This window comes from Bacillus sp. 95MFCvi2.1, assembly GCF_000374965.1.
Taxonomy (GTDB): Bacteria; Bacillota; Bacilli; order Bacillales; family Bacillaceae_G; genus Bacillus_A; species Bacillus_A pseudomycoides.
Genome location: NZ_KB895694.1, coordinates 119134 through 138803 on the forward strand (window position 1 = coordinate 119134; position 19670 = coordinate 138803).

General features: G+C 34.8%; 20 protein-coding genes and 3 pseudogenes. 7 read left to right on the top strand and 16 right to left on the bottom strand.

The window, feature by feature from the left end; genetic code table 11:
• Positions 1 to 29: 29 nt before the first annotated feature.
• The 10 genes and pseudogenes from arsA to C568_RS32765 all read right to left on the bottom strand — a co-directional run bounded on the left by arsA (position 30) and on the right by C568_RS32765 (position 7952).
• Positions 30 to 1790 carry an arsenical pump-driving ATPase gene (gene arsA, locus C568_RS0109520; protein WP_018781351.1) on the bottom strand — a complete coding sequence of 587 codons (1761 nt, stop codon included), beginning with the start codon at positions 1788 to 1790 and terminating at the stop codon, positions 30 to 32.
• A gap of 18 nt (positions 1791 to 1808) precedes the next feature.
• Positions 1809 to 2168, bottom strand: a complete 360-nt coding sequence (arsD, locus tag C568_RS0109525) for an arsenite efflux transporter metallochaperone ArsD (protein ID WP_018781352.1) — start codon at positions 2166 to 2168, stop codon at positions 1809 to 1811.
• A gap of 65 nt (positions 2169 to 2233) precedes the next feature.
• The gene (gene arsC / locus C568_RS0109530) at positions 2234 to 2638 is read right to left on the bottom strand and encodes an arsenate reductase (thioredoxin) (RefSeq protein ID WP_018781353.1); all 405 of its coding nucleotides are present in this window, start codon (positions 2636 to 2638) and stop codon (positions 2234 to 2236) included.
• A gap of 25 nt (positions 2639 to 2663) precedes the next feature.
• Positions 2664 to 3719 carry an ACR3 family arsenite efflux transporter gene (gene arsB, locus C568_RS0109535; protein ID WP_018781354.1) on the bottom strand — a complete coding sequence of 352 codons (1056 nt, stop codon included), beginning with the start codon at positions 3717 to 3719 and terminating at the stop codon, positions 2664 to 2666.
• A 28-nt stretch (positions 3720 to 3747) separates the two neighbouring features.
• Positions 3748 to 4095 (bottom strand): ArsR/SmtB family transcription factor, encoded by a 348-nt coding sequence (locus C568_RS0109540; RefSeq protein ID WP_016114529.1) that lies wholly within the window; start codon positions 4093 to 4095, stop codon positions 3748 to 3750.
• Between the two features lie 489 nt (positions 4096 to 4584).
• On the bottom strand, positions 4585 to 5166 hold the full coding sequence (locus C568_RS0109545; RefSeq protein ID WP_018781355.1) for an SCO family protein: 582 nt from the start codon (positions 5164 to 5166) through the stop codon (positions 4585 to 4587).
• A 259-nt stretch (positions 5167 to 5425) separates the two neighbouring features.
• Positions 5426 to 5650 (bottom strand): hypothetical protein, encoded by a 225-nt coding sequence (locus tag C568_RS0109550; protein ID WP_018781356.1) that lies wholly within the window; start codon positions 5648 to 5650, stop codon positions 5426 to 5428.
• A 93-nt stretch (positions 5651 to 5743) separates the two neighbouring features.
• The gene (locus C568_RS0109555) at positions 5744 to 6586 is read right to left on the bottom strand and encodes a M56 family metallopeptidase (protein ID WP_018781357.1); all 843 of its coding nucleotides are present in this window, start codon (positions 6584 to 6586) and stop codon (positions 5744 to 5746) included.
• Positions 6586 to 6987: a BlaI/MecI/CopY family transcriptional regulator gene (locus tag C568_RS0109560; protein ID WP_016114525.1), complete on the bottom strand. Its 402-nt coding sequence runs from the start codon at positions 6985 to 6987 to the stop codon at positions 6586 to 6588. The genes C568_RS0109555 and C568_RS0109560 overlap by 1 nt, the downstream gene beginning before the upstream one ends.
• Before the next feature lie 27 nt (positions 6988 to 7014).
• Positions 7015 to 7952 (bottom strand): annotated as a pseudogene (locus C568_RS32765) (flavin-containing monooxygenase).
• 264 nt (positions 7953 to 8216) lie between these two features.
• On the opposite strand from C568_RS32765, the gene C568_RS0109580 reads away from it, so the two are divergent.
• The 4 genes from C568_RS0109580 (at position 8217) to C568_RS0109595 (ending at position 12225) form a co-directional block, all read left to right on the top strand.
• Entirely contained in the window at positions 8217 to 8573 is a 357-nt protein-coding gene (locus tag C568_RS0109580; protein ID WP_018781358.1) for an ArsR/SmtB family transcription factor, read from the top strand.
• Positions 8566 to 11010 carry a heavy metal translocating P-type ATPase gene (locus tag C568_RS0109585; RefSeq protein ID WP_018781359.1) on the top strand — a complete coding sequence of 815 codons (2445 nt, stop codon included), beginning with the start codon at positions 8566 to 8568 and terminating at the stop codon, positions 11008 to 11010. The genes C568_RS0109580 and C568_RS0109585 overlap by 8 nt, the downstream gene beginning before the upstream one ends.
• A gap of 61 nt (positions 11011 to 11071) precedes the next feature.
• Positions 11072 to 11656 carry an SCO family protein gene (locus C568_RS0109590; protein ID WP_018781360.1) on the top strand — a complete coding sequence of 195 codons (585 nt, stop codon included), beginning with the start codon at positions 11072 to 11074 and terminating at the stop codon, positions 11654 to 11656.
• A gap of 32 nt (positions 11657 to 11688) precedes the next feature.
• The gene (locus tag C568_RS0109595; RefSeq protein WP_018781361.1) at positions 11689 to 12225 is read left to right on the top strand and encodes a PCYCGC motif-containing (lipo)protein; all 537 of its coding nucleotides are present in this window, start codon (positions 11689 to 11691) and stop codon (positions 12223 to 12225) included.
• 268 nt (positions 12226 to 12493) lie between these two features.
• Here C568_RS0109595 and C568_RS0109600 read toward each other — a convergent pair.
• From C568_RS0109600 to C568_RS0109615, 4 genes and pseudogenes are all read right to left on the bottom strand, one after another.
• Positions 12494 to 12814: pseudogene (locus tag C568_RS0109600) on the bottom strand (DUF2935 domain-containing protein); the annotation flags it as partial.
• 148 nt (positions 12815 to 12962) lie between these two features.
• Positions 12963 to 13136: a hypothetical protein gene (locus C568_RS34670; RefSeq protein ID WP_018781363.1), complete on the bottom strand. Its 174-nt coding sequence runs from the start codon at positions 13134 to 13136 to the stop codon at positions 12963 to 12965.
• A gap of 102 nt (positions 13137 to 13238) precedes the next feature.
• Positions 13239 to 13958 carry a 3-ketoacyl-ACP reductase gene (locus C568_RS0109610; protein WP_016114516.1) on the bottom strand — a complete coding sequence of 240 codons (720 nt, stop codon included), beginning with the start codon at positions 13956 to 13958 and terminating at the stop codon, positions 13239 to 13241.
• 187 nt (positions 13959 to 14145) lie between these two features.
• Positions 14146 to 14733: pseudogene (locus tag C568_RS0109615) on the bottom strand (ATP-binding protein); the annotation flags it as partial.
• A gap of 269 nt (positions 14734 to 15002) precedes the next feature.
• Between C568_RS0109615 and C568_RS0109620 the strand changes: the two are divergent.
• Positions 15003 to 15761 carry an alpha/beta fold hydrolase gene (locus C568_RS0109620; RefSeq protein ID WP_003196982.1) on the top strand — a complete coding sequence of 253 codons (759 nt, stop codon included), beginning with the start codon at positions 15003 to 15005 and terminating at the stop codon, positions 15759 to 15761.
• Between the two features lie 75 nt (positions 15762 to 15836).
• Here C568_RS0109620 and entFM read toward each other — a convergent pair whose 3' ends face one another.
• The gene (gene entFM, locus C568_RS0109625) at positions 15837 to 17153 is read right to left on the bottom strand and encodes an enterotoxin EntFM (protein WP_006094561.1); all 1317 of its coding nucleotides are present in this window, start codon (positions 17151 to 17153) and stop codon (positions 15837 to 15839) included.
• A 409-nt stretch (positions 17154 to 17562) separates the two neighbouring features.
• Positions 17563 to 18345 (bottom strand): TrmB family transcriptional regulator, encoded by a 783-nt coding sequence (locus tag C568_RS0109630; RefSeq protein ID WP_018781365.1) that lies wholly within the window; start codon positions 18343 to 18345, stop codon positions 17563 to 17565.
• Between the two features lie 178 nt (positions 18346 to 18523).
• Between C568_RS0109630 and C568_RS0109635 the strand changes: the two genes are divergently transcribed.
• Both C568_RS0109635 and C568_RS0109640 read left to right on the top strand, forming a co-directional pair.
• Positions 18524 to 19291 (top strand): sulfite exporter TauE/SafE family protein, encoded by a 768-nt coding sequence (locus tag C568_RS0109635; protein WP_018781366.1) that lies wholly within the window; start codon positions 18524 to 18526, stop codon positions 19289 to 19291.
• 75 nt (positions 19292 to 19366) lie between these two features.
• The gene (locus tag C568_RS0109640) at positions 19367 to 19549 is read left to right on the top strand and encodes a hypothetical protein (RefSeq protein WP_018781367.1); all 183 of its coding nucleotides are present in this window, start codon (positions 19367 to 19369) and stop codon (positions 19547 to 19549) included.
• Positions 19550 to 19670 lie beyond the last annotated feature (121 nt).

Genomic DNA, 19670 nt, shown 5'->3' on the forward strand with positions numbered 1-19670 from the left:
CTCCCCTTCACAATAACTATTCAAATTTTTTATTTTACTAAAGATTTAAGCTTCTCATATCCCACAATATCTTCCGATTGCCACGGGATGATAACACAGTTATTTTGTGATTCCTTTTGAACCGCTTGAATCCACTGTACTTCAGACTGTGCCCTTCCTCTTAACACTGGATCACTTGTATGTGTTGCATAAAAACTTTGATTGATAACCCACCATTTTGGATTAATATCTGCACGTTTTAAGTCTCCTTGTAGACGGCTTGCTTCATGTACTGGCGTAGCCTCCGCTAATGTTACGATGACAACACTTGTTTCCTCTGGATTGCGAAGACGAGGTAATAAGTTTTTCACAGACTGTGGTACTTCACCGGAAGAGCGTACAATTTCCTTATGATACGTTTGTGCCGCATCCAGTAACAATAATGTATGACCTGTTGGCGCTGTATCAATTACCACAATTTCATCATTTGCTTTCTCAACAATGTCGGCTAAAGCACGGAAGACTGCAATTTCCTCTGTACAAGGGGAACGTAAATCTTCTTCTAAATAAGCTAAACCTTCTTCATCTACCGTTTCTTTTGCTTTCTCAATGACTTCCTTACGATAATTTTCTACTTCTACCTTCGGATCAATTCGACTAATCGTAATATTCCCTTGTTCTCCATGCATGACATAATCAATGTGGGCTGCTGGATCAGTTGTAGTTAAATGTACATGATGGCCTTTTTCAGCAAAACCAACTGCAATTGCAGAGGCTACAGTTGTTTTTCCTACTCCACCTTTTCCCATTGTAAAAATAACTCTTTTTCCAGTCTCAGAAAGATCCGCAATCAAATTTTGAAGAGAAGGTACAGCAACCTCTTGTTGTTCTTCATCTAAAATTGAAAGATTCTCTATTGGTCGCACCAAATTTCTCATATTCTCTATGCCAGTAACATTAAACGGTACTAATGGAATTTCATAAATCGGAAGACCTTTTAATTCTTCTGTCATGTTTTCTAACGCACGTAATTGTCTCGTAAACAATGCCTTTGAAACACCATCATCTTGCACATAGTCTTTCAAGATGCCATTTACAAGTAGATATTGGTTGCTTACACCAATTTCTTTTAATTCTTTAGCTGCTCGTTGCACTTCTTGTAACGGAGAATTATCAGGACGTGTAACAAGCAATAATGTTGTTTGTTTCGGATTAGATAATGCTTGAACTGTTTGACTATATAACTCTTTTTTATCTCCAAGACCTGCTAATGGTCCTAAACAAGAAGCTCCATGTGTACTTTCTTCTAGGAAACCACTCCATGCCGTTGGGAGCTGAAGAAGACGTAACGTATGACCTGTTGGTGCTGTATCGAAGATAATGTGATCGAATTTCGATGTTAACTCTTTATTTGTAAGTAACGTAGAGAACTCATCAAATGCTGCAATTTCTACAGTACAAGCCCCAGATAATTGTTCTTCCATCGTCGCAATTACTGTGTCAGGTAATTTCCCGCGATATGGGCCAACAACACGTTCCTTATATTCATAAGCCGCTGTTTCTGGATCCAGGTTAGCTACTTGTAAGTTCGGAACATTAAGAATTACTTTCGGCTTGTTGGTTAGTTCGATTTCAAACACATCTTGTAAATTAGAAGCTGGGTCAGTACTAATTAACAAAACGCGTTTCCCCATATCAGCTAAAGTAATTGCTGTTGCACATGCAGTAGATGTTTTTCCTACTCCGCCTTTACCAGTAAAGAATAAAAATGGTGTGAATGTTATTGTGTTTGGATTGTATAAGTTTGTCATTGCCTTTCACTTCTTTCTCTATTTTTTCACGTTTAGCTTTAAACGTATGACTGGCTTTTGACTCAACTCTTCTTCCGTTATATCCGTTAACTGTACAAGTTCTTCATTTGTAAGATGACCTTTTTCTTTTACTACTTTTCCATCTACCAAAGTTACAGGCAACACGTCTGGTCCTTTATCCATTAATAATTGACTAATAACACTGTTATTTGCAAAAGCATCCGGCTCACTCGCAAGATTATAGCGTGTCACATCAATTCCTTTATTCCTCAAATTATTAACAGCTACTGAAATACGAATTAATTCTGGATCAACACTTGGTCCACAAACCCCCGTAGAACAACACATAGCAGGATCAAAAATTTCAATTTTTTTCATCTCTGATTTCTCCCCTTCTTTACAAAATAAGCCGAAAAAGAATTCTCGGCTTATTTTGTTTTCAATTATTCTCCTGTTTCAGCGAATTTTTTAATACGTTCGCCAATCTCATCACGAACTTTTTGGAATACAGACCAATCTTGACTAGCTGGATCATCAAATCCCCAGTGAACTCGTTTTACATGGGGTGGTGTTGTTGGACATACATCATTTGCATGACCACAAAGTGTTACAACAAGATCTGCTTTATCTAAAATGTCACGGTCAATGATATCAGATGTTTGGTCCGTAATATCAATGTCTACTTCTTTCATTGCTTTAATTGCATTCGGATTTACTCCGTGCGCCTCAATACCAGCAGAAAGTACATTCCATTTGTCACCTAAATATTTTTCACCCCAAGCTTCTGCCATTTGGCTACGACAAGAGTTTCCTGTGCATAAGAAGTAAATTGTTTTCTTGTTTTCCATGTTAATTCCACCTTTATATCAATAATTATTTTGGTTGTGTTTGAAAGTATTTACGTTGGAACCACCGTGCTACATTTACAAGAGCTATCATAACTGGAACCTCTACTAAAGGACCGATAACTGCTGCAAACGCTGCACCAGACTGGATTCCAAATACCCCTACAGCTACAGCGATTGCTAATTCAAAGTTGTTACTTCCAGCTGTAAATGCTAATGTTGTTGATACCCCATAACTTGCACCGATTTTTTTGCCCATAAAGAAAGAAACAAAGAACATCACTACAAAATAAATAAGTAATGGAATCGCAATACGTACAACATCAAATGGTACGCTAACAATCACTTCTCCTTTTAATGAGAACATCACAATGATTGTAAATAATAATGCGACTAATGTAATGGGGCTAATCTTTGGTATGAATACTTTTTCATACCATTCTCGCCCTTTTGTTTTTACAAAGATAAAACGTGTTAACATTCCTGCGATGAAAGGAATTCCTAAATAAATAAAGACTGATTTTGCAACCTCTGCCATTGTAATATCTACAACAGCTCCTTCAATTCCTAACCATTCTGGAATGACTGTTACAAACACATACGCGTATACTGAGAAAAATAACATTTGGAATACAGAGTTAAAAGCAACTAACCCTGCTGCATATTCTGTATCACCTTTCGCAAGGTCATTCCATACAATCACCATCGCGATACAACGTGCTAGACCAATCATGATTAATCCAACCATATATTCTGGTTTATCTTGTAAAAATATAATTGCTAAAGTAAACATTAAAACCGGACCAATAATCCAGTTTTGCACGAGTGATAATACTAATACTTTTACATCTTTAAAAACGCGCCCCATCTCTTCGTAGCGTACTTTAGCAAGCGGCGGGTACATCATTAAAATTAAGCCAATCGCAAGTGGGATAGAAGTTGTTCCTACCTGTAGACTATTCATTCCATCAACGAACCCAGGGAATAGATATCCAACTCCGATCCCTACTGCCATCGCAAGAAAAATCCAAAGGGTTAGATATCGATTTAGGAAAGATAGACGTTTTTTCCCCGTGTTTCTCATCCTTCTCACTTCCCTTTCTAACTATTTATTAACAACCACACCGGAGTGTAGGATTGCTCTTCTCAATTTGTTTGATTTTCTCTATTTGATCTGGTACATGGCCTAAAATATCTTCTAAAAGCGTATATAAATCACTTGCCTGATTTAAAGAATAATAAATCCATTGACCTCTACGCTCTTCTTGCACTAAGCCTAAATCCTTTAACTTTCGAAGATGCTGACTGATAGAAGGTTGACTCATATCAAATACTTCAAGAAGTTCACAGACACAACACTCACGTTGTTTGAGAATAGATACAATTGTTAGTCTTGTTTTGTCTCCTAATAGTTTTAATAACTGCGATGCTCTTGTTAATTCTATAACTGTTTTTTCCATACCACACCTACCCTTTTATAGTTAAATAAGCATATACTTATATGTTGAGCGGAAATTAAACGTAATATTCATTAAAAGGATTTATTTTAATTTCCTCTACTTCGAAATAAGTATATAACTAACTACTTATATAATCAACTGAAAACAATTCATCTTTACAGTTGATTAAAAAGATTGTTGAAAAACCCATGTACTCAGAAGATGGCTCTTGTATCGAATTATGGTTCATCTTTATTAGTTCCTTACACAAAGGCATAACTATACTACGGTAAACATACCTTAATTAATGACTATCTAAATAACGGGGTATATGGATGGAATATAGAGTAGATACCGTACAAATGCATGTAAAACTATGAAATCTCTTCAAGACTGTGCCATGATGTGTGAACAAATGTGTGCGACATTACTTAAAAAGAAAGAGCTGGCATACCACCAGCTCTTTTTCGCTTTATATGTTTTTTATTATCAATAATTACTAAAGTACTTTTATTGAATTCTCTTTATATCTCTGACTATGTCTTTATAAGGAGGGTTTGAGAGACCTGAATACTTTTTTACAACAGTTCCAGTCTGATCTACAAGATAAAAGCTTGTTCCATGAGTGACTTGATCAGAATCTTGTGGTTTATCTACAAGTGTTTGAAAGTTTTTCTTAGCAAACTCGGTAACCTCTTCTTGCGAATAACCAGTAAGAAAATGCCACTTGGATTCATCCATATCATAACGGCTCATAAATTCTTTGAGTTTTGAAGGAGTATCTACAGTTGGATCTACGCTAAATGATACAAACTCAACATTTTGAACTCCTTCATCTTTTAACATTCTTTGAAGCCTTTCCATGTTAGCTGTTAAAGGTGGGCATACTGTTTTACAACTTGTAAAAATAAAATCTGCTACCCAAACCTTCCCCTTTAAATCATCCCGTCCAAATTTTTTTCCGTTCTGATCAGTATATGAAAAATTATCTAATTTCCAGTTTAACTGGTCTCTTAGTTTAGATCCACATGCTGTTAATAGAAGAATTACGCTAATAAGAACAAAAAAACTAATAATACGAAAGCTTTTCATACGAATTTTTCCCTTCTTTATGTGTTTATAGTGCCATACTATTGTTATAACCATTTGTAATAGGAAATAATTCACACGATGGCACTGTTTGTCTCTACATGCATAATTGTATCTAACTATTCCCGTTCTATAGAAACAAGCATAAATAAGAGCTGGTTATTCCTTTACCAGCTCTTATTTATGCTTTACTTTTATCTAGTATGCGTCTTACTCACAGTCTATATCATGGATGGTATCGTTACAGTCCGTATATAGACATTTATTTTTGCATATTCTTCATCATTTCCATGCAGTCTTCCATGCCCATTGTATTACAGTCATCTTTAGACATACAATCTTTCATCATCGTCATACAGTCCTTCATACTCATTGTCATACAATCTTCTTGATTCGTTGTTTTGTGTGACGTTGGACTAGCAGCCAAAGCCGTTCCGCCAAATGCCATTAATGAAATAAATGAAGCGCCTAAAATAAGCTTTTTCATTATTTTCCTCTCCCAACATCTTATAATCTAGATGATAAAACCACCATCTACTACGATATTGTAGTAGATAATTGTTATAGAAAAGAGAATTTGTCACAAAAATGACACACCTGCTATAAGTAAAACAATTAAGAGAATGTGAATACTAGATTCCATCCAATCTACTAATGCAATAGATGGCCGCTTATATTTCCCTGTCAGAAGAACCTCAATTCTAGTATTAGTATCCCGAAAAGAATGATTTTGAAAATGAGCCATTGCAAATGAAGAAGGAGGTACATTTGTCATTAACTTATATAGTGCTGATGCAACAGGCTTCATTCCTACCTCTCGGATAGCAAAAGTATCTGCGTTGATTTCTTTTTCCATCAGATAGCGTGTATAAAACTTTTGAGAGATTGGTAAAAATGAAAAAACACGTGCCAAACTGTATCCTATTGATAATTTGAATGGATCTCTGTTTTGATAATGATAATACTCATGTTCTAATACAGCTTCTAATTCATAGGTTTGCAATAAGTCAATTAAACCAGTACTAACCAAAATATGAGGGCGAATAAATCCATGTGTAAATGCTAATGGATATGCAACTTCTACTATTTGAACTTTTACAGAATGTTTTCGTTGAAAAGCTTCGATTACAATTGATTCATAACAATCTATTTGATATAAAGCTAACTCAGCAATAAATTTTTTCGTCTTTTTAAACAAAAACAAAAAGGTCCCAACTAAACATATAAAAAGAACTCCTACAATAATCGGTATAAAGGTAAGCCAATGATTCAATTGAATGTTGCAACAGTCCAATATACTGCCCATCCCCATACAACCTGGCATTGTTTGATAATGTAAAACAAAACAAGAACTTATAAACACAGTCGTAACATCAACTAACCATAAAACGTATATATTTAAAGTTGGAAATAATCGATACATTATTTTTCAACCTGCTCTAATTTTTGAATAAGTTCCTTTAACTTATGAAGTTGATCAGGATTATGTCCAACAGCATCCACAAATTGCGTAATAGCTATATCTCCGTAATGATGGAGAAGATGTTCCACTTGTTCAGAAGAATTTTGTTGGATGAGTTCATTAGGGGTGTACTGTGGTTTATATACATATCCCTTTCCCAACTTACTACGCGTAAGAACCCCTTTTTTATCCAATCGATTCATTACTGTCATAATAGTTGTATAAGCATAATCATTTTGCTTATTTAATTCTGTTAATACATTTTGAACTGTTGCTTCTTTTCTAATCCAAATAACTTTCATTACTTCAAGCTCCAAAGGCCCTAGAATTTTTAACAATGCTTTATTTTCATAGTCACTCATTTTTACTCATCCTACTTTCGATATATCTTATATGATTCGATTTAAGTATAAAAGAAATAAAGAAGTATGTGAATGCACAGCAGAAAAACCAACCCATTCTCCATTCTTTTCTTTTATAACTAAATGTAAGAACTTAGCACCTTTCCCTACTCCGCAAATAAGTGCTAAGCCCCTTTGATGTTGCCACGGCAATCCAATATAATATAATCCTTGGTTTGACCTCAATATTTCCTCCACGAATTAATTTTTTAAGTCAAAACCAAAAATAGAGCACTTTGTTTTCGAAACCATAATCCGCGCTTTGTATTAGTTCCTGCATATAAGAGACCAATCTTTTCTAACCAATGAAAGATGCTTTTGTTCATGATTTTGAGTGGTAAAAATTTAAATGGATAGCTAATAGCAATCGTTACATCTTGACTTTCTGCAAGTTCAGTCGCAATTAGCGTACCAAAGTTTCCTCCTCCTATTACAAGGACAGGGCCATCTGGAATTTTCTTTGGTAATTGATATTGAGAAGAATAAATCTGAAACACCCCTTGTGAGAGGTTTTGAGAAATTGAAGGAATATATGGTTTCTGAAAGGAACCAGATGCGATAATGACATGTTTAGAAAGAAATACTCCCCTATCGGTAGATACTTCAAATGTACTTTCTATTTTTTGTACTTTATGTACAGTCGTTTCCAACTATACTGGTAACGAAAAACGAATAGCATACATTTCAAGATAATCTGCAATTTCATCTTTTGTAGGAAACGCATTTTTATCTCCCTGTAACTTCATCCCTGGCAGTGAACTATATGACTTAGGTGTAAATAGAACCAAAGAGTCATACCTGTTTCTCCACGAATCTCCAATTCTTTTTTCTCCCTCAAATATTACAAAATAATAGCCTTCTTTCTTCAAGTAGTAACCCATGCTTAAACCAGCTTGCCCAGCACCAATTATAATAACATCTAACATGAGTCCACCTCTATTACTTACTTTTCAAGTTTTTTATATGAACATTTGTTCATATGTTCATATATTTTCATTCATTATAGTATTCCCTTTTTGCACGTCAAGGGATTTTTATCCAGTTTATCCTTAAATCTTCATAGTTAAAAATAGAGCAAATGTATATTTTTCAGACTTTTTAAAAATATTTTGACACACATATTAGTCAATGCTAATATGAATGAAGAATAAACATATTAGTAATGACTAATACGATTGGAGTGAATACAATTGTGCAATACAAATGATTTAGATATAAAAGCCAAGTTTATTCGTGGCTTTGCTGATAAAACAAGACTTCAGATTCTTCAATGTATGATGGATGGGGAAAAAACGGTTTCTGAAATTGTAGAGATTATCAAAGGAAATCAGTCGAATATATCTCAACACCTAAACTGTTTAAAAGGATGCGGTATTATCCTGGGAAGACAAGAAGGAAAGTATGTCTACTATTCTTTACGAAATACACAAATCAAACAATTACTTACAATGTTTGATGTTGTATTTCATGAAGTGCAGAACGAGGTAGCATCATGTGATAAAAACGATGCATGCTTATCTCAAAAGGGAGCGAGTTGTTATGATTGATAAGAAAGAGAAACAAACGAGTTGTTGTCAAACTTCTTCGTGTAGTGATTCTTCACTGACTCCCATCAAAAAAGAAGTAACAAAGGAAATATCATCATGTTGCTCTTCTCAAAATCAGAGTCCAATTGTACTCACTGTTAAAAAGGCTTCCTGTTGTAGTAATAGCACCGATACTGCGAAAACAGAAAATGACTCTTCTGATTCTTGTTGTGGGCCCAAACCAGAAAAGGTATCTTTATGCTGTTCTTCATCTGCCACACCAAAAGAAGAAGTGACACCAAAAGCTTCTTCTTGTTGTAGTGATAGTTCATGTGAAGACACACTACCTCGTGATACACCGAAAGTAACAGGTGATGGCGTACAAACATATCTGGTCGGAGGGATGGATTGTGGTGCGTGTGCTTTAACAATCGAAAAACATCTACAAAATGTTTCAGGCGTTCAAGAAGTCCGCGTAAACTTTGCTACTGGAAAAATGCATATTCGTCATGACCGAAGTGCAGATGACATTATAAAAGAAATTTCTAACGCAGGGTTTGAGGCATCCTTAGCAGGAAGTCGTAGGGGAGCAACACCAAATTCAAAATCTAAAGATACAACTTTGATTCTCTCAGGACTATTTTTAGCTTTAGGATTTTTCAGTGGTTTTGCAAATACATCCCCCCTTCTCATTACACTTCTTTATGCAGCTAGTACCCTAATTGGAGGATATAAACCTGCAAAAAGTGCTTTTTATGCCTTAAGAAGTAAGGCACTAGATATGAATGTTCTCATGATATCTGCTGCTATTGGTGCTGCTCTAATTGGACAATGGTTAGAAGGTGCAACGGTTGTTTGGCTATTCGCATTAGGAGCAACACTACAAAATAAATCTATTGAACGTACGCGCGAATCAATTCGTGGATTGATTGATTTAGCTCCCTCTGAAGCATGGGTAAAAGTTGAAACGGAACTTGTCAAAACATCCGTAGAAGATATTACAGTAGGCACAACAATTGTAGTGAAACCAGGTGAAAAAATCCCATTGGATGGGACCGTTATAGGAGGAAATTCTACTGTAAACCAAGCACCTATTACTGGTGAATCCATCCCTATTGATAAACAAATTGGTGATTCCGTGTATGCAGGAACGATTAATGAAGAAGGCTCTCTTGAGATTACGGTAACAAAACTCGTTGAGGATACTACACTGTCACGAATTATTCACCTTGTCGAGGAAGCACAAGAAAAGAAAGCACCTACAGAAGCATTTGTTGATCGTTTCGCAAAAATCTATACACCAATCGTCTTTCTATTAGCGATTAGCGTAATGATACTCCCTCCTCTCCTTGGCATGGGTACATGGATGGATTGGATTTATAGAGGACTAGAACTTCTTGTTGTTGCATGCCCTTGTGCTTTAGTCATCTCTACCCCTGTCGCAATTGTATCTGCTATTGGAAATGCTGCGAGAAATGGTGTACTCATCAAAGGTGGTACAGCTTTAGAAATAGCAGGCTCATTAAATGCTATCGCTTTTGATAAAACAGGAACATTGACTGAAGGGAAACCACAGGTAATGCATGTAAGAAGCCTAGATTGCCCTGAAAATGAATTATTATCAATTGCGACAACGATTGAGGAATATTCTAATCACCCAATCGCAAGAGCAATCACAACATACGCAAAGGAACAACAAATTTCCGTTCAAGAAGGAAAGAAATTCCGTGCAATTGTAGGAAAAGGTGCGCAAGTAAATATCAATGGAGAAACCTATTATGCTGGAAATGCTGCTCTATTTGATGATTTAGGTACCTCTCTTCAAGTTTGGAAAGAACCGATTCAAGAAATGCAACGAATTGGTCAAACGGTAGTACTTATCGGAACAAATCATACGATTCTTGGAATGATTTCTGTAGCTGATTCCATCCGCTCGACAACTTATCAAACAATCCAAGAATTAAAACGAACAGGCATTCGAGAAACTGTTATGTTAACGGGAGACAATGAAGGAACAGCTAATCACATTGCCCAGAAAGCAAAAGTGGATCGTTACTTTGCTAATTTACTTCCAGAAGATAAAGTTCGCTCTGTAAAACATCTCCAATCTGAAGGGAAAACTGTGGCTATGATTGGAGATGGCATCAATGATGCTCCTGCTCTTGCTACAGCGAACCTTGGGATTGCCATGGGTGGTGCTGGAACTGATACAGCAATGGAAACAGCAGATATTGTACTTATGGCAGATAACCTTGAAAAGCTTCCTTATACAATGAAACTAAGCCGTAAAGCACTACACATAATCAAACAGAACATCTGGTTCTCATTGATTATTAAATTTATTGCACTTGCTTTTATCTTCCCAGGTTGGCTCACACTTTGGATTGCTGTACTTAGCGATACAGGGGCCGCACTTCTTGTTATCTTAAATAGTATGCGCTTATTACAAAACAAGTAATCTGTTAGGAGGCTATCACATAGCCTCCTTATACATAATAAAGAAATGAAAGGGGATACATATGAAAAAAGTTCGTACTATAAGATTACTGATGATTGTCAGCATGATTGTATTTTTAAGTGCATGTGGTGAACCAAAATTGAAGGACTCATTGGACTGGAAAGTAGAGAAGTTTTCGTATACCGATCAAAACGGAAAACCTTTTGGGCTATCGGACTTAAAAGGGAAAGTATGGGTCGCAGACTTTATTTTCACAAGTTGTGAAACCGTTTGTCCACCTATGACAGCCAATATGACAAAACTTAAAAACATGTTGAAAGAAGAAGGAATCAATGATGTAGAATTTGTTTCATTCAGTGTAGACCCTACTGTGGACAAACCAAAAAAACTAAAAGAATTTATGGAACGCTATGATACCGATGTTTCCAAATGGCACTTTCTAACCAATTATACACAAGAAGAAATCACCTCTTTTGCTAAAAATAGCTTCCAAGCATTTGTAGATAAACCAGCAAGCACAACACAAGTCATTCATGGGACAAAACTTTATCTTGTAGATAAGAATGGAATTGTCGTAAAGAGCTACTCAGCTCTTACAAACACACCATATAAAGAAATTATTCAGGATATTAAAACCATTCGTTAATTTACAAAATAAAAATTAAGGAGCGAACAAATATGAAAAGACCACTTTTTTCTATCCTACTATTAATCTGCTTGTCTATTCTAATTGCTTTAGCAAGATGCAGTTCAAATGAAGAGAAAAAATCTTCCTCAGAACCAAAAGAAACACAAAAAAGTACTCAGGAACATACCATGGGAGATGACCATACCGTAACTGATATTACAGAAACAACAAAGGGAGCTGATACTCTCCCTTCATTCCTATCTACGAAGCCTGAACAGATGCAAAAAATTTATCAAATGGCAGGAGAAGATCATGAATTATTAGAATGGATTCCTTGTTATTGTGGATGTGGAGAAAGCGTTGGTCATAAGAGCAACAAAAATTGCTTTGTTCGTGAAGTGAAAGAAAGTGGTGAAATCGTCTGGGACTCTCATGCGACAACATGTGCCAATTGTTTAGACATTGCTCTGCAATCTGTCTCACTAAAGAAAAATGGAATGTCTACACTTGAAATTCGTCAATACATTGACAACCAATATAAAGAAGGATATGCAAAACCAACTCCAACTCCTATGCCAAGTGCATAATGTCTACACTATAACAATATCTATTACTAAACTAAACAGCTATCGATATACCGATAGCTGTTTAGTTTAGTAATCAAATGTTTCTTCTTTAAGTAATAATTTTCCCACATATAGTCTAATAAAAAGGATATTAGTAAGTCTGGTTTGGTGTTGCATTACAAGAAAATGGTACATTAGCTTTAAAATAAAATTTTAAAAATTCATATCCTATGTTTATACAGATTTTTATTATGGACACTCCTTCTTTACAACTATGTAGACTCAAAAATCTTTCGATTTGTTTTTGTTTTAATCGTTGTTCCAAAACATGAATCATAAAGAGAAAGTGCTCCGCTTCCCTTGTCACATGATCAGCTAATAGCGGATTAATTACATTTTTAATTTGATATGTTTGAATAAGTTCCAGTCCTGTCTTTTTAAATTTTCTTAACTCAATAGTAGCATTTTCACTATCTTTATTCATTTTCGAAATAATTGAGTATGTTGGTTGTTTCTGATACAACATTGATTCAACATCCCTAGCTTGACTGAGAAGAACTTCAAAATCATCACCAAATTATAAAGCAGTACGAACCAAATCTCTTTCTGATTAATTACAGGTAGTATACATTGCAAGTAACTCATTAACAAGATAAAAGCATGACTTAAAAATAGCCATGCTTTTTATCTATATAATTTATCAATTGTATTCTTCAATTTACAACTTTGTTGTAAAGTCCATAACTATGTTGTATATTCTACAACCTTCTTGTATAATCCACGACTTTGTTGTAATTATACAGAAGTACCTCTTCAAGAATAGAATCAGTTGGTATAAGTAAATCCGTAATAAAATGATCAACAGCTTTCCATTTATCAATATTATTCACGTAAATACCATTCCCTTCGAATTGTATAGGATAATCCTTCAATAACTTTCATCCCTCATTACAGTTCGTAAAATTCAGAATTAAAAAAATAAATAAAAAAAGATTTGGCTTTAAACCAAACCTTTTTTATTCATATACAACTTCTTACGGATTAGTAGACCAAAGTCCTGCAGATTTAATAAATGTACGTTTATTTAATTTCAGCTGCGCTACGATAAACTCAGCGATATCTTCTGCTTGCATGACTTTCTCAGGGTTACCATCTGTTAATCCTAATTCTACCGCCATATCAGTTGCAACAGTACTTGGTGTTAAAGCTGTTACACGAATGTTGTGTTTACGTACTTCCATTGCTAACGATTCTGTTAAACCAAGAACACCAAATTTAGAAGCACTGTATGCACTTGTTACTGGTGCACCTTTTTGTCCTGCTGTTGATGAAATATTAATAATGTCACCAGACTGTTGTTCAATCATGCTTGGTAGCGCTGCGCGAGTTGCGTAATATACACCCATTAAGTTTACTTGGATGATTTTTTCCCAATCAGCAACATCTAATTCTAAGAATTTGCCAAACTTAGAAATACCCGCATTATTAATTAAAATATCAATAGAACCTAATCCTTTTTTTAATGTTTCAATAGCAGTAGTAACTTCTTCATATGAAGATACATCAGCAGTAGCAATAACAGCTTTTACACCTTCTGCTTCTACTTCCTTCGCAACTGCTTTTAAGTTTTCTTCTGAGCGTGCTAAAAGACCAACGTTCACACCTTCTTTTGCTAAAGCAATTGCCACAGCACGGCCAATCCCTCTTCCTGCTCCTGTAATTAATGCATTTTTTCCTTGTAATAATTCTGCCAAATATAACACTCCTCAATCATTCTAAGTTGCTTTTTCATACCATGAATTCTATATGTATATCATCCTAAATGCAATTATGCACTTTGATGTGCGTAGGTTACTTCTAGGTAACCTATAATTTTTTTTATTTCTTACTAAACAAATAGAGAAGTAAGAGACAGTTTCCTCTGCCCCCACTTCTCTATTTTCAAGTGCTATGTTTACTCCCAGGAATCAAAACGATAAATTCCGTTCCCTTTCCAACTACACTCTCTATCCGGGTCTCTCCCTTATGAAGATCAATCATTTTCTTCACAATTGCCAATCCTAAACCACTACCTCCATGTGCACGATTTCGTGATGAATCAGCTTTATAAAAACGTTCTAATAAAGAAAACAATGTCGTTTTCCCACTACCACTTGGACCTACAATTGCAGTCACTTTTCTTGATTCAATCGTAAATTGAATATTTTGTAGTACTTTCTCTTCCTCGTTATATTCAAAATCCACATTTTCACCTTCTATATGATGTTCCACTTCATATTCTAAAATTGTATTAATGCGTTCCGTTGCGCCAATTGCCTTTTGGAATTGTGTAAAGAACATAGAAAGTTGACTCATTGGCATAACAATTTGCATTAAATATAAAATAAATGCCACAAGTTCTCCAATTGTTAATGCTTCACTAGAAACTCGCATTCCACCATATCCTACAATAATGACAAGTAACGCCATTAAAACAAATGACATAACTGGTGTAATTAAAGCTTGAACCTTGCCTTCTTTCAAACCAAACGGTTATTTCTAAAATTAGAATACGATATGAATGTAAACCGTCAAACGATTAATCTACTGATTTGGTAATAAAACACATCAAATCTTATCTTTACAACAGATATAATCATCTGATATTATTACCTGGTACTTAATAAAAAAATAAAAAATTACCATTCTATAGTCTACGCAAAAAGAATTTAGAATGATTACCCATATATAACTATAAAAATATATATTTTCATAGCATACGCATCTCACTAATCTTCATTCACCGAAAGGGGTATACCGTGCAAGCAAAAAAGAATTCTGAAAAAAAGACCATTATATTCATTCATGGATTAGTCGGAAATCGTCGTGCCTTCAAAAAAGAATATAAACGATTTTCTCCTTCTTACAATATTATAACGTATGATTTACTAGGTCATGGTGAAGACAAAGGGCAAGCAATAGACTTTTCTTTAGATCGATTAGTACAGCAATTATCAGACCTGTATGAGAAAGAAGGTATCCAGCAAGCTCATATTTGTGCCCTAAGCTATGGCTGTTACATTGCCACTATATTCGCTCACAAATATCCAGAGAAAGTATTAAGTCTTTGTCATATTGGAGGTCATTACAATAATCCCTCCCTTTTATATAACGTCTTTCGAAAGTTTTGGGACAACCGTGAAAATGAATATTCCACTTGGCTTTATCAATATGCGAGTACAATTTTCCCAAGTGGTATACTAAAAGCAAGTCCTTTTGCGGTTATTTCAAAAAACATTTATTATCGGTTTGGATTACAATTGCATTCATCGATTATTGTCGAATCGCTCAAACACCGTCTAGAATTCGATTTAAAATCTCGACTACGAGAACTATCACAACCTATTCTATGGGTAATGGGTGAACACGATCATCTCTATAAATCCTGTTTATTTGATTTAAAATCCATTCTTCCAAACGTTTTATATAAAGAAATTCCACTAGCCGGCCATGCCGCAAACTTATTCCGTCCTAGCTACTTCCATGATTTATATTCCAAATTTTTACTGGACGCATAAAGACATCTAAAACAGAAAAAGCTTTCTAGTTTCCTAGAAAGCTTTTTCTTATAATATGTAAGAATACGGTTCTTATTATGCTTTTGTGTAACCTGCTAGATGCTTACTCCAGTAAGAGTTATTTACTGAGCTAATTCTTACACCAGTTTTTTCAGTTTCTGCACTGATGAACTGACCATTTCCTAAGTAAATACCCATATGAGTCATACCTGCACCAGCACCAGTAGTATCTTTAAAGTATACTAAATCACCTGGTTGTGGATTACTAGTATGCGTCTTGCTGCTCCAGTAGCCAGCAACAGTTTGACGTCCACCAGAATGACCTGCTTTATTTAATACGTAGTAAACGTAGCCACTGCAGTCAAAACCAGATGGTGTTGTACCACCATATACATATGGTGAACCATTTAGCGATTGTGCAATAGACACAATTGATGAGCCATTAGCAGATGGTGTTGTCGGTTTTTCTGTTTGTGGTTTTTCTGTTTGTGTATTTCCTTGCTCACCGCCAGTAGCTGGACGAGAAGGCGTAGTTACATTTGCTGTACCACCTTTTACAAACTTAACATGGTCTGCACTTACATAGCCAGTTCTTCCTTGGTGGTTAATTTTATACCAACCGTTTTCTCCACCAATAACTTGTAATGTTTGGCCTTGTACTACGCCACCAATTACAGCATTATATGTAGCCGGGCCTGTACGTACACGTAAAGCTCCTGTATCAACAACATATGAGCCGTCTTTTCGGATTGTCATTTCATTGTTGTTTGGCTTTTCTGTTTCCGTACTTACATTTGTAGTTGTACCACCTTTTGTTACAAAGTCTTTACTTACATAGCCAGTTCCGCCGTTGTGGTTAATTTTAAACCAGTCTTGTACTTCACCGACAACTTGTACAGTTTGTCCTTTGCCTACAGTACCTACAACTGTATGAGAAGCACTAGGACCTGTACGTACATTAAGTGAAGAAACGTTTACCGTATAGTTACCTGTTCCTTGTTGAACAGCAGTTCCTGTTTTCTCACCAGTTGTTACAAAATCACTGCTTACATAGCCAGTTTTACCGTTTACATTTACTTTAAACCAACCATTTTCTTCACCAGTTACTTGTAGAACTTGTCCTTCTTGTACTTTAGAAATAATATCATTTCCTGTACCAGGACCTGTACGTACATTCAATACATCAGCTGTTACTGTGTATTTAATGTCAGATTTTTTCTCTACTGTTTGTGTTTCAGTTACTTTCGGATCAACTGTTTGTGTTTGTTTTTGTGTTTGTCCATCGATTTCTTTTAGCGCGTCTGTTGAAACTTGTGCGTGAGCAGCATCCATTCCAGGAACTACTGCACCGGCTACAGAAGCTGCCGCTAAACCTGCTAGTACTTTTTTCATAAGTTGTATTAACTCCCTTTCCCTACTACCCTCTTAAAAAAATGATTTTAATATCCTACCAAAACATTGGAAATGATTTCATGTTAAATTCCATTTTTATACAAGGGCTTTCTTTTTCACACGTCAACTATTTTAAATTATCAATGTGAACTTCACGTGAACTTCATGTGAATTCCAGCTTCATATACAGCGTTTTCGCAATAAAACATTTAATTTTTTCTATTACAAAACGAATCAAAGCTTCTAGTAGTATCCATTCTTTACTTACTTCACTAATAAAATCATGATATCTAAGTAAACAATTGGTTTTTCTACTGGTCTTACAAAATAGTTCTTTTCATGAGTCACCTTCTTATCATTACAAAAATTCCGCCATTTATCAACTATATAGTATCCTAAAAAATTATATTTATATGAAAAAGAACTTTTCTCGTTCTGGAGCAATCCAAGAATCCATGTTTTGATCGCTATCCCTTACTAAACGATTTACTAATATATCATGCCATATATAATTTTCTAGTAAATATATATGAACAGGATCATCTGTATAAAAAGCATTTCCTTTTTGTTCTATCGAGTGACCATATACCATTTCTTTTCCATCAATTGATAAGATAAACCATTTATGACTTCCAATATTATTAACGTAACTTGTTTTTCTATGAATTTCTAATCCTTGCAACGGATCGTCAACTTCAAAGACAATACCCTTTAAACTACATTCTCTTTCTTTTTCTTTTAAGTCTACTAATAGTTTTTCATACATAGTATCCCAAATTGACAAAATAATCTTTTTTTTCGCTCTTCGAATTAATATTCTGCAGAAAGCTAGTATATTTTCTTCACCTTTCAAAGTGGTTACTCTCGGATCCACCTCAGGTTCTTTTTTTTCAAATACTTTTAATTCTTTTTCTACATACGTGTATGTCTCTTCCCATTTCTCTCTTACTGCCTCTAAAAACACATCTACAGGTAAAGGAGAATATTGTACTGCTTCATTTATTTCTTCCTTCATTACAATGCCTTTTTGTTCAAGGGTATTCAATATTTCATATATACGTGCACGAGGGACTCCAGAATTTTTGCTAACTTGATAAGCACTAGAAGCTCCTTGTTGAACTAATGAAACATAGGCTTTTGTTTCATATTGATTTAAGCCAAGCATTTGAATTTTTTGTAGTAAATCTTCCATTGTAAGCCTCCCGCATATTTTGTACTTGCCGCAACATTGACAGTAATTATTACTTTAATAGTAAACACAAAAGTGGTTGGAGTAAATATTAAAGAGGCATTATCAAATTTTCATTTACACAAAGCAATTAAACAGATACTATCTTAGTAGTGACTATTCTAGGATGGGGGAAATACATATGGAGGACATCAATCTTTATACAATGTTTTTTTTAATTGCTTCAGGTTTTTTAGCTGCCTTTATCGATTCTGTTGTAGGTGGCGGTGGATTAATTTCTATACCAGCTTTATTATTCACCGGCCTCCCACCTTCAACAGCTATTGCAACTAATAAACTGGCAAGCTCAATGGGATCACTTATGAGTACCATTTCATTTATTCGATCTGGAAATGTGAATTTCAAATTGGTCTCTAAGCTATTCCCTTTAACTTTTATCGGGGCTATACTTGGCGCCTTTGTAGTCAAACACATTTCATCTGAAATATTAAAACCATTAGTACTTGTTCTATTAATTGCCGTTGCGATTTATACGATTATGAAAAAAGAGTGGGGAAAAGATGCAAGTTATAGTGGAATGAGTGTAAAAAAAAGAGTTATCTTCTCTTCTGTTATTTTTATCATTGGATTTTATGATGGATTTTTCGGGGCAGGAACAGGATCCTTTTTGTTATTTACATTTTTGATCATTGGATTTGATTTTGTGCAATCAGCTGGAAATGCCAAAGTTTTAAATTTTGGTAGTAACATCGCTGCACTTATCATTTTTCTTTATTTAGATGTTGTTAATTTTGCATATGGACTTCCAATGGGAGTTGCAATGATTTTCGGGGCTTTCGTAGGCTCAAATTTCGCTATAAAAAAAGGAGTATCTTACGTACGAATTTTATTTATCATTGTAACGTTACTCCTTATCAGTAAATATATTTTAGATTATTTGAAGACCTGATTATTTGGAATCTTTATGCTTATATTGTTAAAATAACCAATATAGTTCAAATAATTAGGAGGAGGAGTATTATCCATGGAACAAATTATTGATAATGGTTCGAAGCATTATATCGATTTTCACTATGCATTGGTTCGTACGCTATCCTTGGTAACGTTCAGAAAAATCCCAACCATTGAAACAAAAAAATCCGAATTAAAAGTTACTATTGAAAATCAAAGTAATAATTTAAATCATAAGAATCCTTATAAATTATAATTATTTTTTAATAATTTATCGCACAAACAGGGAATTACTAATAACCGCATTCCCTGTTTGTCTATTTCATTTATTTTGAAACCACTGCGTCACATGATGGATTTCGCTATCTGTCATTCCA

What these genes read in the sequence shown, in the direction of transcription:
- C568_RS0109635 (WP_018781366.1), top strand. Translation starts at nt 18,524, where the DNA reads ATGGAGGACATCAATCTTTATACAATGTTTTTTTTAATTGCTTCAGGT.
- arsB (WP_018781354.1), bottom strand. Translation starts at nt 3,719, where the DNA reads ATGAGAAACACGGGGAAAAAACGTCTATCTTTCCTAAATCGATATCTA.
- C568_RS0109540 (WP_016114529.1), bottom strand. Translation starts at nt 4,095, where the DNA reads ATGGAAAAAACAGTTATAGAATTAACAAGAGCATCGCAGTTATTAAAA.
- C568_RS0109630 (WP_018781365.1), bottom strand. Translation starts at nt 18,345, where the DNA reads ATGGAAGATTTACTACAAAAAATTCAAATGCTTGGCTTAAATCAATAT.
- C568_RS0109595 (WP_018781361.1), top strand. Translation starts at nt 11,689, where the DNA reads ATGAAAAGACCACTTTTTTCTATCCTACTATTAATCTGCTTGTCTATT.
- arsA (WP_018781351.1), bottom strand. Translation starts at nt 1,790, where the DNA reads ATGACAAACTTATACAATCCAAACACAATAACATTCACACCATTTTTA.
- C568_RS0109545 (WP_018781355.1), bottom strand. Translation starts at nt 5,166, where the DNA reads ATGAAAAGCTTTCGTATTATTAGTTTTTTTGTTCTTATTAGCGTAATT.
- C568_RS0109585 (WP_018781359.1), top strand. Translation starts at nt 8,566, where the DNA reads ATGATTGATAAGAAAGAGAAACAAACGAGTTGTTGTCAAACTTCTTCG.
- entFM (WP_006094561.1), bottom strand. Translation starts at nt 17,153, where the DNA reads ATGAAAAAAGTACTAGCAGGTTTAGCGGCAGCTTCTGTAGCCGGTGCA.
- C568_RS0109550 (WP_018781356.1), bottom strand. Translation starts at nt 5,650, where the DNA reads ATGAAAAAGCTTATTTTAGGCGCTTCATTTATTTCATTAATGGCATTT.
- C568_RS0109590 (WP_018781360.1), top strand. Translation starts at nt 11,072, where the DNA reads ATGAAAAAAGTTCGTACTATAAGATTACTGATGATTGTCAGCATGATT.
- arsD (WP_018781352.1), bottom strand. Translation starts at nt 2,168, where the DNA reads ATGAAAAAAATTGAAATTTTTGATCCTGCTATGTGTTGTTCTACGGGG.
- C568_RS0109640 (WP_018781367.1), top strand. Translation starts at nt 19,367, where the DNA reads ATGGAACAAATTATTGATAATGGTTCGAAGCATTATATCGATTTTCAC.
- arsC (WP_018781353.1), bottom strand. Translation starts at nt 2,638, where the DNA reads ATGGAAAACAAGAAAACAATTTACTTCTTATGCACAGGAAACTCTTGT.
- C568_RS0109560 (WP_016114525.1), bottom strand. Translation starts at nt 6,987, where the DNA reads ATGAGTGACTATGAAAATAAAGCATTGTTAAAAATTCTAGGGCCTTTG.
- C568_RS0109555 (WP_018781357.1), bottom strand. Translation starts at nt 6,586, where the DNA reads ATGTATCGATTATTTCCAACTTTAAATATATACGTTTTATGGTTAGTT.